This is a genomic window from Magnetospirillum sulfuroxidans, assembly GCF_018224925.1.
Lineage (GTDB): Bacteria > Pseudomonadota > Alphaproteobacteria > Rhodospirillales > Magnetospirillaceae > Magnetospirillum > Magnetospirillum sulfuroxidans.
This window is the reverse complement of the sequence record NZ_JAGTUF010000001.1, coordinates 233505-247846: the sequence shown is the minus strand read 5'-3', so window position 1 is coordinate 247846 and position 14342 is coordinate 233505. Positions and strand designations below refer to the sequence as shown.

The 14342-nt window shown below is 67.6% G+C and carries 1 protein-coding gene (only partly in view); it reads left to right on the top strand.

All coding sequences use genetic code 11. From position 1 onward, the window contains the following. On the top strand, positions 1 to 14342 hold the 3' portion of the coding sequence (locus tag KEC16_RS01175; protein ID WP_211545825.1) for a non-ribosomal peptide synthetase. Its footprint begins 4618 nt before the window's first position; only the last 14342 of its 18960 coding nucleotides appear in the window; its start codon lies beyond the left edge, outside the window; the stop codon is at positions 14340 to 14342.

Sequence of the window (14342 nt, the reverse complement as noted above, 5' to 3'; positions counted from 1 at the left end):
CACCACCACCACCACCGGCCCCGGTCGCCGATGTCGCCGCCACGATGGCCCCCCCCAGCCGCGATGCCGTCGCCATCATCGGCATGACCGGCCTGTTCCCGCGCTCGCCCGATCTCGAAGCGTTCTGGCGTAACCTGGAACAGGGCCAAGATTGCATCGGCGAAATCCCGGCCGAGCGCTGGAACTGGCGCGATTACTGGGGCGACCCCGCAACCCAGCCGGGCCGCTGCAACATTCGGTGGGGCGGCTTCATCGACGAGATGGCCGAATTCGACGCCGGTTTCTTTGGCCTGTCGGCGCCCGAAGCGCGGATGATGGACCCGCAACAACGGCTGCTGCTGACCCAGGCGTGGCGGTTGTTCGAAAATGCCGGCATCGCCCCCAAATCGCTGTCAGGTTCGGATACCGGCGTTTTCATCGGCACCGCCGACACCGGCTACGGCCGGCTGTTGACCCAGGCCGGTACCGGTATCGAAGGCTATTCCATGACCGCTCTGGCGCCGTCATTGGGGCCAAACCGGATCAGCTATCATTTCAATTTCCACGGCCCCAGCCTCGCGGTGGAAACCGCCTGTTCCAGCGCCCTGGTCGCCGTCCACCGGGCGGTGGAAGCCATTGCCGGCGGTCATTGCCAGATGGCCATCGCCGGCGGCGTCAATGCCTTGTTGCTGCCTGACGCCTATGTCGGCTTCGCCAAGGCCGGCATGTTGGCCGCCGATGGCCATTGCAAGCCCTTCTCGGCCGCCGCCGACGGCTATGCCCGCGGCGAAGGAATCGGGCTGGTGCTGCTTAAACGCCTCAGCGCGGCCGAGCGCGATGGCGACACCATCTTGGGCGTAATTCGCGCCAGTGGTGAAAACCATGGTGGCCGCGCCAGTTCGCTGACGGCCCCCAATCCCAAGGCCCAAGCCGACCTGCTGCGCACGGTCCACCGCCGCGCCGGCATCGACCCGCGCAGCATCGGCTATATCGAGGCGCACGGCACCGGCACCCCGTTGGGCGATCCCATCGAGGTCGAGGCCCTGCGCGCCGCCTTCGCCGATCTGACCGCCACCGCCGCCGCCGAATACGGCCCCGCCCCGGCGATGCAATGCGGTATCGGCAGCGTCAAATCCAATATCGGCCATCTGGAACTGGCCGCCGGCATCGCCGGGTTGCTTAAGGTGCTGCTGCAATTGCGCCATGCCACCTTGGTCAAGACCCTGCATTGCCACGAGCTGAACCCCTATCTCAAATTAGAGGGCAGCCCGTTCACGGTGGTGCGCGATACCCGGCCCTGGCTTCCGCCGCAAGACAACCAGGGCCATCCGCTGCCGCGCCGCGCCGGGGTTTCGTCGTTCGGTTTTGGCGGCGCCAATGCCCATGTGGTGGTGGAAGAATACCCGGCCGCGCCGATGATCCCCCCCCCGGCAAGCGGGCCGGTGCTGCTGGTGCTGTCGGCCCACACTCCCGACGCCTTGGCCCAATGGGCGGCGATCTTGCGCGACCACCTGCGCCAAACCCCAGAGGCTTTGGCCGATATCGCCTTTACCCTGCAAACCGGACGCGAGGGGCTGGAGCACCGGCTGGCCTTCGTCGCCACCTCGGCCGCCCAGGCCGCGCAGCGGCTTGAGACCTTCCTGAGCGGCGAACCCGACGCCACCCTGCACCAAGGCCGGGTCAAGATCAACCGCGCCGCCGTCTCGGTGCTGGAAAGCGATGACGAAATGCGTCGCGCCATCGCCGGTCTGGCCACCCGTGGCCGCGCCGACGGCCTGGCCGAATTGTGGGTCCGCGGCCTCACTGTCAATTGGGCCGACAGCGCGACCGGCCGCCGGGTGGCGTTGCCGCCCTATCCATTGGCCCGGACCCGCCATTGGCCGCACAGCGCTGCGGCAATTGCGCTCACCCCGCCGGCTGCGCATGCCGGCGCCCCGATGCCGGAACCGCAACCCGAACCCGAACCCGAACCGGAAATCCAGGCGGAAGAAACCTCCCCCATCGGCGCCGCTCTGGCGGCGCTGACCGCCATCGCCGCCGGCGTCCTTGAAGTCGATCCCCTTGTGCTGGACCCCGACAGCGAATTGGGCGAATTCGGCTTTGATTCCATCACCATGACCGGCTTCGCCAGCAAGGTGAACGCCGCGTTGACGCTGACGCTGACCCCTGCCGATTTCTTCGAATTCGCCACCTTGAACCGCTTGGCCGGCCACATCGCCGGCACCGCAAAATTCGCACCGCCGCCAAAGCCGAAAGCGGCGGCGCCCCTGCGCGCCGCCGCCACGCCCGAACGGATCAGCGCCCCTCCGGCCGCCGACGACGATTCCATCGCCATCGTCGGCTTTAGCTGCCGTTTTCCCCAGGCGTTGGACGGCGACGCCTTTTGGGACAATCTGGTTCACGGCCGCGACTGCATTTCCCGTATCCCCGCCGATCGCTGGGATTGGCGGGCCTTTGACGGCGATCCCAAGGAAAATCCGGGCAAGACCAACATCCATTGGGGCGGCTTCATCGACGGCGTGTTCGAATTCGACCCGTTGTTCTTTGGCATTTCCCCGCGCGAAGCCAAGCTGATGGACCCGCAGCAACGCTTGCTGATGATGCATGTGTGGAAGGCGATCGAGGATTGCGGCCACGCGCCACGCTCGTTGGCCGGACGCAAAATCGGGCTGTTCGTCGGCACCTCGTCCAGCGGCTATCGCGACATCATCGGCGACGATACCGGGGCCGAGGGGTATGTCGCCACCGGGGCGGTGCCCTCGGTCGGCCCCAACCGCACCAGTTATTTCCTTGATTGGCATGGCCCGTCCGAACCGGTGGAAACCGCCTGTTCCAGTTCGCTGGTGGCGCTGCACCGGGCGGTGCAATCCATCCGTGCCGGCGATTGCGAAATGGCGGTGATCGGCGGCGTCAACACCATCGTCACCCCCGAAGCCCACATCAATTTCGCCAAGGCCGGCATGCTGTCGCCCGATGGCCGCTGCAAGACTTTTTCCGCCGACGCCAACGGCTATGTGCGGGGCGAAGGCATCGGCATGATCGTGCTGCGCCGGCTGTCCGAGGCGCAAAGGGATGGCGATCCGATCATCGCCGTGATCAAGGCCAGCGCCATCAACCATGGCGGCCGGGCCAATTCGTTGACCGCCCCCAACACCAGCGCACAAAGCCAGTTGATCCGTGAAGCCCTGGCCCGCGCCGGTTTCGCCCCAGCCACCATCGGCTATATCGAAGCCCACGGCACCGGCACCCCGCTGGGCGATCCGGTCGAAATCAACGCGTTGAAAGCCGCCTTTGGCGATTGTGGCGGCGATTGCGGCATCGGTTCGGTCAAGACCAATATCGGCCATCTGGAACTGGCCGCCGGGGCGGCCGGCATCATCAAAGTGCTGTTGCAGATGCGCCACCGCACCTTGGCCCCCAGCCTGCATTGCCAGCAAATCAATCCCTATATCGACCTTGCCGGCACTCCGCTGCGCATTATCGGCACGGCCCAGCCGTGGCAGCCGGCCGTTGACGCCGCCGGCCGGCCGTTGCCGCGCCGCGCCGGCGTCAGCTCGTTCGGCTTCGGCGGCGTCAACGGCCATGTGATCCTTGAGGAATACATCCCCGCCACCACCGCGCCGGCCCGGCATGCCGGGTCCTTGGTGCTGGTCCTGTCGGCGCACGATCCCCAGCGCGTGCGGGATCAAGCCGCCAATCTGCTGGCCTTCCTGGCCGCCGGCCGGGTTGCCGAGGCTGAATTGCCCGATCTTGCCTATACCTTGCAAATCGGCCGTGACGGCATGCGCCATCGGCTGGCGCTGGTGGTGAACTCGCTGGATCAGGCCCGTGACGGCCTGAGCCGCTTCCTGGCCGACGATCATACCGGCCTGGCGGTGGGCAAGCTGGAAGCCGGCCACAAAACCGGTCCGCTGGTGGCCCCGGACAGCCCGGCCGAGCATCTGGCCAGACAATGGGTCCAAGGCGACACGGTCGATTGGCCGGCGCTTTACCCCAAGGCCCGCCGCCGCCTGCGTCTGCCAACCTATCCCTTCGCCCGCGACGTCCACCACATCAACGGCACTTTCGCCGGCGCGGCGGCGCGGGTCGCCGCCGCGCCTTCGGTGTTCAGCCAAAGCCTGGAAGCCGAGGACTTTGTCCTCAGGGATCATCGGGTCATGGGGACCCGCATCCTGCCCGGCGCCATGGGGCTGGAACTGGCCCGCGCCGCCGGTGCCGCCGGCAAGCCCTTCGCTCCGACCATGCTCAGCCGGGTGGTCTGGCAGCACCCGCTGCGGCTCGATAGCGGCGCCGTCACCATCACCGTGCCGCTGGCCCCCACCGACGATGGCGGCCAAACCTTCCGCCTGCTATCGGGTGGCCCCGATTCCACCCCGCACATGCTTGGGCTGATCTCGCCCATGGCGGCGCGGGCTGAAACCATGCCGGTGGATGACATCCGCGCCCGCTGCCCCGCGATCTTGGCGGCGGAAAGCCTTTATGCCACCTATGCCAAGCTGGGATTGGATTACGGCCCCGCCTTCCGCCCGCTGCACCACGTGCTGATCGGCAAGGGCGAAGCCCTGGCCCGATTGGTCCTGCCCGAGGCGGCGGCCGGACATTTCGGCCTTAACCCCAGCATGGTCGATGGCGCCTTCCAGGCGGCGTTGGGATTGTTCCAGGACCAGGGCGGCGCCGTCACCGCCCTGCCCTTCGGCCTGGATCGGCTGGAAGCCTTGGCCCCGACCACCGCCGCCATGTGGGTGCATCTGCGGCGCGGCATCAGCACCGGCGGCATCCACAAGCTGGATCTGGACTTGGCCGATGACGACGGCGTCATCCGTCTGCGCCTGAGCGGCTTTACCTTACGTGAAATCAAGACCGGGCGCGAAATCAACACCGGCACGGCCAAGCCTGATCTGACGGCGGCGGCCCGGCGTCATCTGGCCGAATTGGTGGCGCGCGAAGCGGCGATCGCCATCGACGACATCGAGGCCGAAGCGCCGTTCGAGGTCTATGGCATCGATTCGATCATGATCGTTCGCCTTACCGACGCCTTGGAAGCCGATTTCGGCCCATTGCCCAAGACCTTGTTCTTCGAATACCGCGATCTGGCGGCGTTGGCCGGCTATTTCACCGCCCATCACGGCCCCACTCTTACCCGCCTGCTGGGAGCCACACCGCCGCCAGAGCCGCCAGAGCCGCCGCCGCACGGTGGCGGAAAGCCTCTGCCGGACAGACAGCCGGCCGCCGCCCCGGCCGCCCCTCATGCTCCCATCGCCATCATCGGCATGTCCGGCCGTTTCCCCGGCGCCCGCACTCTGGATGAATTTTGGCGCAATCTGGAACAAGGCAAGGATTGTATCGGCGAAATCCCGGCCGAGCGCTGGGATCATGACCGCTTTTTCGACGCCAAACCGGGGACCAAGGGCAAGACCAACAGCAAATGGGGCGGCTTTGTCGATGATTTCGACTGTTTCGACCCCATGTTCTTCAACATCGCCCCGCGTGAAGCCGAATTCATGGACCCGCAGGAACGCCTGTTCCTGCAATGCGCCTGGGAAACGCTGGAAGACGCCGGCCACACCCGCCACAGCCTGGCCACGGCCGAGGTTGGCGTCTTCGTCGGCGTCATGTACCAGGAATACCAGCTTTACGGCGCGGCGCCGACCGCGGCCGGCCACCCGCAAGCCCTGAATGGCTCCGCCGCCACCATCGCCAACCGGGTATCTTATTTTTGCGGCTTTTCCGGCCCGTCCATGGCGCTGGACACCATGTGCTCGTCCTCGCTGACCGCCATCCATCTGGCCTGCGAGGCCCTGCGCTCGGGCGATTGCAGCGTCGCCTTGGCCGGCGGCGTCAATCTGAGCTTGCACCCCAACAAATATTTGGGTTTGGCTCAGGGACGCTTTTTAGCCAGCAATGGCCGTTGCGAAAGCTTCGGTCAAGGCGGCGACGGCTATGTGCCGGGCGAAGCGGTGGGGGCCGTGTTGCTGAAGCCGCTGGCCGATGCCCGGCGCGACGGCGACCGCGTGTTGGGAATCGTCCGCGCCTCGGCCGTTAACCATGGCGGCAAGACCAACGGCTATACCGTGCCCAATCCCGACGCCCAGGCGGCGGTGATCGGCAAGGCGCTGGAGCGGGCCGGCATCTCGGCCCGCGATATCGGCTATGTGGAAGCGCACGGCACCGGCACCAAACTGGGCGACCCCATCGAAATCGCCGCCCTGACCAAGGCCTATGGCCGCCATACCGCAGAGCGCGGCTTTTGCCCCATCGGCAGCGTCAAATCCAATATCGGCCATTGTGAAAGCGCGGCCGGCATGGCGGGGCTGGCCAAGGTGCTGTTGCAGATGCGCCACGGCGTCTTGGCGCCGTCGCTGCACGCCGACAGCCTTAATCCCGGCATCGATTTCGCCGCCACCCCCTTTGTCGTCCAACGCCAGCGGGCCGCTTGGCCCCAGCGCGGTCGGCCGCGTCTGGCCGGGCTGTCATCGTTCGGCGCCGGCGGCGCCAACGCCCATCTGATCATCGAGGAATATCCCATCCCCTCCGTCGCGGCGCAGCCCCTGTGCCGCGACGTCTATCCGCTGTCGGCCCGCGACCCGGAACGGCTGCGAGAGATGGCCGAACGCCTGCGCGCCGCCGTGCTGCCCCTGACCGCCGTCGACATGGCCGCCCTGGCCTTCACCTTGCAACAGGGCCGCGAGGCATTCGAGGAACGGCTGGCCATTGTCGCCACCACGCCCGACGACGTGATCGCCGGACTCGACCGCTTCCTCGCCGGCGCCACCACCGGTTTTTATCGGGGCCGCGCCGGTCGGGCCGAGCCCCCGGCCGCCACCGATGCCGACACCCTGGCCGCCGCCTGGATCGCCGGGGCGCGGGTGCTCTGGCCATCCCCCCCTGCTGCCCGCCGCATAGCCCTGCCGCCCTATCCGTTTGCTCGCGAACGCTATTGGCTGCCGGGCAGCGCCCCCCGCCAAGCCTTGCCGCTGCCGCCCCCCCAGTCCCTGCCGCTGTTGTTCGCGCCGCGCTGGCGCCAGCGCGCCGCCGAGGGCAGTATCCAAACCGGACACCGGTTGGTGGTGCTGTGCCAGCCGCCAGCCGATCTGCCGCCAAGCCTGACCGCCGCCCTGGCTCCGGCCGAGGTGCAGGTGCTCAAGGGCGACAATTACGCCGAACAGGCGAAGCATTTGCTGGAAATGTTGCAAAGCCTGTTCAAGCAGCGCCCCGACAGCGCCCTGGTCCAAGTGGTGCTGCCGCACGGCACTTTGCAGGAAGGGCTGGGCGGCATGCTGCGCAGCGCCGTCCAGGAACGCCCCGGCCTGCGCTGCCAATTAATCAGCCTGGATTATCAAGCCGCTGACATCGTCGCCCGACTGAACGCCGATCAGACCACCGCCGATGCCGATATCCGCCACCAGCACGGCCACCGGCTGGTGCGTCAATGGCAGGAACTGACGGTGGCGCCCGCGCCAGGGCCGTGGCGCGACGGCGGCGTCTATATGATCAGCGGCGGCGCCGGCGGTGTCGGCCTGCATGTGTGCGCGACGATCGCCCGCTCCTGCCGCCGGCCGGTGCTGTGGCTGATCGGCCGTTCGCCGCTATCGGCGCAAGCGCGGCACAGCCTTGACGGTCTGGACGCCGACATCCATTACCGCCAAGCCGACGTCACCGACACCGCCGCCCTCACCGCCTTGGTCGATGACATCGTCTATGGCCATGGCCACCTGCACGGGATCATCCACGCCGCCGGACTGACCCGCGACAGCCTGCTGGTGCGCAAATCCACCGACGATCTGGCCGCCGTATTGGCCCCCAAGGTCGCCGGCACCATTGCCCTGGATCAGGCCAGCGGCAAGATCCAGCTGGATTTCTTCGCCTTGTTCGCCTCGGTTTCCGGGGCGCTGGGCAATGCCGGCCAAGCCGATTATGCCGCCGCCAACGCCTATCTCGACGCCTTCGCCGCCCACCGCAATCGCTTGGTGGCGCAAGGGCAGCGGCAGGGCCGCACCATCGCCCTCGACTGGCCCTATTGGCAAGACGGCGGCATGCGTCTGGAGGCCGAAATCATCGCCGCCATGGACCGCATGGTCGGTGCGCGACCGCTGGCGACAGCCGCCGCCATGGCAACCCTTGACGCCGCTTTGGCCCAGACGGCGGAACAACAAATCCTGGTGCTGGACGGCGACCACGACCGCCTGCGCCGCATGCTGATGCCCGCGCCGGCCACACTTTCCACCGCCGCCGCGCCGGAACGGACAATCGAGAAAGTCACCGCCTGTTTCGCCGAAGTGCTGCGCGTTCCCACCGATAAGCTGACCGCCGCGGCGCCGCTGGATCGCTTTGGCGTCGATTCGGTGTCTGCCCTGGAAATCATGGCGGTCTTGGAACGCCATTTCGGCCCCTTGCCGGCAACGCTGCTGTTCGAACATCCGTCCATCGGCCAACTGAGCGCGGCCCTGGACCGTGATCATCGGCCGCCCCCGCCCCCCCAACCCCAGACCAGCGCCGCCACCACCAGCGCCGCCACCGCTGACGATATCGCCATCATCGCCGTCGCCGGCCGCTATCCCGGCGCCGGGACGGTCGAGGAATTCTGGCAGGTCCTGGCCGAGGGCCGCGATTGCGTCACCGAGACACCGCCCGGCCGCTGGGACATGGATGCTTTATACGCGCCGCAAAAGGGCAAGCCCGGCGCCAGTCATTGCAAATGGGGCGGCTTCATCGACGGCATCGACGAATTCGACGCCGCATTCTTCGGCTATTCCCCCCGAGCGGCGGCGCTGGCCGATCCGCAAGAACGGTTGTTCCTGCAAAACACCTGGCATTTGCTGGAACGGGCCGGCCTGCCGCGGGAACGGCTGCGGCGCGATTACGACCGCAAGGTCGGCGTCTTCGTCGGCGCCATGTTCCAGCATTACGGCGCCATCGACGGCGATGGCGACGCCAAGGCATTGCTGGCGCTGAATTCCTATGGCGTCATCGCCAACAAGGTATCCTTTTTCTTTGACCTGCAAGGCCCCAGCCTTGCCATCGACTGCATGTGCTCGTCCGGGTTACAGGCGGTGCATCAGGCCTGTCAAAGCCTGAAATCCGGCGAATGCCGGCTGGCCATCGCCGGCGGCGTCAGCCTGTCGCCACGGGCAATCAAATACCAGGGCCTTAGCCGCGCCGGCTTGATCGGCAGCCACGCCGACAGCCGCGCCTTCGCCGATGGCGATGGCTATTTGCCGGCCGAAGGGGTGGGGGCGGTGCTGTTGAAGCCGTTGGCCGATGCCTTGCGCGACGGTGACGCGGTGCTGGCGGTGATCAAAGCCAGCGGCGCCAATCACGGCGGCCATTCCGCTGGCTTCGGCGTTCCCAGCGCCGAGGCTCAAACCCAGTTGATCAGCGACACCTTGCGCCGCTCGGGCCTTGACCCCCGCTCGATCGGCTATATCGAGGTCGCCGCCAGCGGCGCCGGCCTGGGCGACGCCATGGAACTGCGCGCCCTTAGCCGGGCCTTTGGCGGCGGGGCCGAGCCCTGCCCCATCGGGTCGGTCAAAACCAATATGGGCCATGCCGAGGCCGCCTCGGGTCTGGCCCAACTGACCAAGGTCTTGCTGCAAATGCAGCATCGCCGGCTGGTCGCCTCGTTGCGGCCGGCCAAGGCCAATCCGGCCATGGATTTCACCGCCACCCCGTTCGTGCCGCAATGGAACAACGTCGCCTGGCCGCGTCGGCAGGTCGATGGCGCCGAGATGCCGCGCCGCGCCGCCATCTCGTCCTTCGGCGCCGGCGGCTCCAACGTCCATCTGATCCTTGAGGAAGGCCCGGCACTCCCGGCACCGGCCGAGACGGCGCGGCCGCGTCGTTTTCCGCTTTCCGCCCGCACGCCCGAACAGCTGGCGGCAATCGTGGCGGACCTCAGCGCTTACGTCCATCGCACCGCCGATCTGTCCCTGGCCCGACTGTCCCAGACCCTGTGCCAGGGACGCGAGAAGCTGGAATGCGCCGTTCAAATCGTCGCCGCCAGCCGCGCCGAGCTGCACGACAAGCTGGGCCGCATCCGACTGGGCGAAACCTGGGAGGATTTGGCCACGGACGAGCCGGGACCGTTCGGCCCGCCGCTGATCCTGCCCGGCTATCCCTTCGCCCGCGACCGCCATTGGATCGACGACGCAGCCCCCCCGCCGCCAACGCCAGCGCCGCCGCCCGCGCCCAGCCGGGATATCATCGTCGCCGTGCTGGCCCAGGAATTGGGGGTCGCGGCGGACAAGATCGACACCACTCTTTCATTCCGCGCCCTTGGCGTCGATTCCATGATCGCCTTGCGTCTGGGCTTCGCCATCGAGGAAGCCACCGGCACCGCCCTCAGCAACCGCATGCTTGAAGACTTTCCCACCCCCGCCGCCTTGGCCGCGCATCTGGGCGACAGGGCGGCGGCGATGCCGCCGCCGCTGACCGCCGCCGCCGCCGCCGCCGGGCCATGGCGCATGCCGCTGACCGAAGGGCAAAAAGGTCTGTGGGTCCTGCAATCGCTTTACCCCCAGGCCGGAACCTATAACGTGCCGCTGGCTTTCCGCCTCGACCGTATCGACATCCAAGCCCTGGATCAGGCATGGCGGCATGTTCAGGCCCAATACCCGATCTTGACCGCGCGGGTCATCGAGACCGAGGACGATCTGTGGCTGCATGCCGGCGAGCCGACGCCGTTGCACCGCATCGAATTGCCCAAGGGCATGGAGCCGCTGGATTTTGCCCGCCGGCTGACGACCCACCCCTTCAGCCTAAGCCAAACCGCCCCCAGCCGGTGCCAAGTGCTGCATGGCGGCGCCTTGGCCGACAGCCATGAAATCTTGTTGCTGACCATCCATCACATGGTTTTCGACGGCGCTTCCGCCGCTGTTTTGGCCACGGCGCTGTGGGCGGCCTATGACGCCGTGGCCGCCGGCCGCGCCGCGCCGGTGGCCGACGGGGGGGATTTCGCCGATTTCGCCGCCTGGGAACGGGCGCTGATGAACTCTGCTCGCGGCGACGAACAGCGGGCCTATTGGCTTCAGACGCTGCAAGCTCCGTTGCCGGTGATCGAATTGCCCGCCGACCGTCCGGCGGCGGCGGGCGCCGTCATTGATGGCCAAAGCCTGGAACACCGCCTGCCCGCCACCACCGTCAAGGCGGCGCGGCGGCTGGCCACCAGCCTGGGCATCACCCCGGCGGCGCTGTTCTTGGGCATCCTGACCATCTTGCTGTACCGCCATGGCGGCGGATCGGACATGGTGATCGGGGTGCCGGTCTTGCGGCGTCCGACCCGTCATTTCGCCACGTCCATCGGCTATTTCGTCAACATGCTGGCCCTGCGCTGCCGGGTGAGCGGCCAAGCCAGCGCCGCCGACGTGTTGCGCGACGCCCATCGGCGGTTGATGGACGGGCTGGACCACGGCGATTATCCTTTTAGCGCCATCGCCCGCGACCTCGGCGGCAGTCTGCACGGCGAGCCGCCCTATCACGTCAGCTATGCCTATCAGAATTTCCCCATGAGCGCCGGCCAGGCCGGCTTTATCGCTGAAATCCGTCAACCGGGGGATGGCCCCTTCGGTCTGGAGCTCTATGAGGATGGCGATGGCCTGGTGCTGGTCGCCGGCTATGATGGCGCCCGCTTCGACGCCGCCACGATCGAACGCCTGCTGGAACGCTTTGCCCGCCTGTGCAAGGCCGTGTGCGCCAAGCCCGACAGCCCCGTCGCCGCCCTTGAACTGCTGTCGGCGGCGGAACGCAAGCGGCTGCTGGGACGGTGGGCAAAACCCGAAGCCCTGCCGCCGAGGGACGGCCTGTTGCCGCATTGGATCGCCGCCCAAGCCAAGGCCACCCCCGACGCCATCGCCGTCACCGCCGATGGTCAGGCCTTGAGCTATCGCCAGCTCAGCCGCCGCGCCCATCGGCTGGCCCGCTATCTGCGCAAGCGCGGCATCGGCCCCGGCGATGCCGTCGCCGTGCTTTTGGGGCGCGGCGCCGACAGTATCGTCGCCGTGCTGGCGACGCTGGTCGCCGGCGGCATCTGGGTGCCGCTGGACGCCGACGCCCCCCCCCATCGGCTGGCCGCCATGCTGGACGATTGCGGCGCCCGGATCATCATCACCCAAGCCGCCCTGGCGCAACGGCTGCCGCCCCATGCCCCGCCCCTGATCGACCTTGAAGCCGACGCCAAGGCCATCGGCAAGCAAAAGGCCGGCATGCCCAAGCAACTGCCGGCCGGCGGCGATGCCGCCTATATGATCTATACCTCGGGTTCGACGGGCACGCCCAAGGGGGTGGTGGTGTCGCATCAGGCCATCGCCGATCATTGCCGCACCGTCATCGATGCCTATGGCCTCACTGCCGCCGATGTCGTTTTGCAATTCGCCCCCCATGTGGTCGACACGGCGCTGGAACAGATTTTACCAGCCTTGGCGGTGGGGGCGCGGCTATTGCTGCGCAACGGCCCGGTGTGGACCGCCGATAAATTCCGCCGCATCCTGGTCGAGCAAGCGGTCACCGTCGCCGACCTGCCGCCGGCTTACCTGCGCGAGGTTCTGTTGGCCTGGCAACACGACGGCGCCGCGCCGCCGGATTTGCCTTTAGTCCCGGATTTGCGCCTGGTTATCGTCGGCGGCGAAGCCCTGCCACCCGACACCGTCCGGCTGTGGCACGCCAGCCCGCTGGCAGCATCGCGATTGTTGAACGCTTATGGCCCGACCGAGGCGACCATCACCTGCTTGTTGCACGACGTCGATGACGCCCCGCCAGGGACAAGCATCCCCATCGGCCGCCCCCTGCCCGGCACCGAAATCCGGATCGTCGATGGCAACGGCAATCCACTGCCCGAGGGGGTGATCGGCGAATTGCTGGTCGGCGGCAGCCGTCTGGCCCTGGGCTATCATCACCGCCCCGAACTCAACAGCGAAAAGTTCATCCGGGCCGAGGATGGCGTCCGACTGTACCGGACCGGCGATCTGGCCGCCTTCATCCCCGGCAGCGACGGCATCGTCGCCTTTCACGGCCGGGTTGACCATCAGGTCAAGATTCGCGGCTTCCGCATCGAACTGGGCGAGATCGAAACGGCGCTCACCGCCTTTGGCCTGCGCGAAGCGGCGGTGGTGCCGCGCCAGGACGCCATCGGCGGCCAAGTGCTGGTTGCCTATGTGGTGACGGCCGACACCCTGGACCAAGCCGCCTTGCGCGCCCACATGGCCGCCCGATTGCCGCCGCACATGCTCCCCAGCGCCTATGTCACCCTGGCGGCGCTGCCCCTGACCACCAGCGGCAAGCTGGACCGCGCCGCCCTGCCCGATCCGGCCAGCCAGCGCCCCGGCGGCGCCAACGGCACCGACATTAGCGACAGCGCCCGCGATGGTGTCGAAGCCGGGTTATTGCGGCTCTGGGCCAAGGTGTTGGGGCGCGAAACCACCAGCTTGGGTGTTCATGACGATTTCGCCGCTTGCGGCGGCCATTCCTTGTCGTGGCTACGGCTGTTGTCGGAAATCGCCGCCACCTTCCAATGCCCGGCCGACGCCGCCGATTTCATCCATACCCGCACCATTGCCGAACAGGCCACGGTGCTGCGCGCACGCCGGCGCGGCGTCTTGCCCGCCGCACAGACCGATTCCCCGCCGGTCGCCTTGCGCCCGGCGCTGTCGGCGGCGCTGCGGCTGTTTCTCATTCATCCGGTGGCCGGTGGCATCGAATGCTATGGCGCGTTGGCCCGCCGCCTGCGCCCGGACATCGACGTCGTCGCCCTGGCCGATCCCGGCGCCGACGGTTCCGAACTGGTGCAACTGGCCCGCCACCATATCCACTCCCTGCGTCTGGCGCAGCCGCACGGCCCTTATCATCTGGCCGGCTGGTCCATGGGCGGGGTTTTGGCCTTCGAGATGGCCCGGCAATTGCGCCAAGCCGGCGAAGACATCGCTTTGCTGTGCTTGATCGACAGCTATACCCCAAAGCAATTGCGCCGCCTGGACGCCCTCAGCGGTCCTGGGCTTTCACCGCAAGCCCTGTTCGCCCGCGACGTCTTCGGCATCACCGTCAGCGCAGGCCCCGACAGCGATATCGCCACGCTTTTGGCCGAACATTTTCCCATGGGCGACGCCGCCCCTTTGCGCCAGATGTACCAGCGCTTCCAGGCCAACAACGCCGCCCTGATGGCCTATCAGCCCGCCCCCTGCGACGTGCCGGTGCTGTTGCTGCGGGCCGAAGCCGGCGCGGTGGACGACCAGGACGGCTGGGCCGAACTGGCCCCGGCCGGCCTGACCCTGCGCCCCGTGCCCGGCGATCACGTCTCGCTGCTGCGCCCCCCCAACCTGGACGTTTGTGTTTCCGTCCTGGAAGAGGCCCTGGCATCTGCCCGCAAGCCTCAGTGA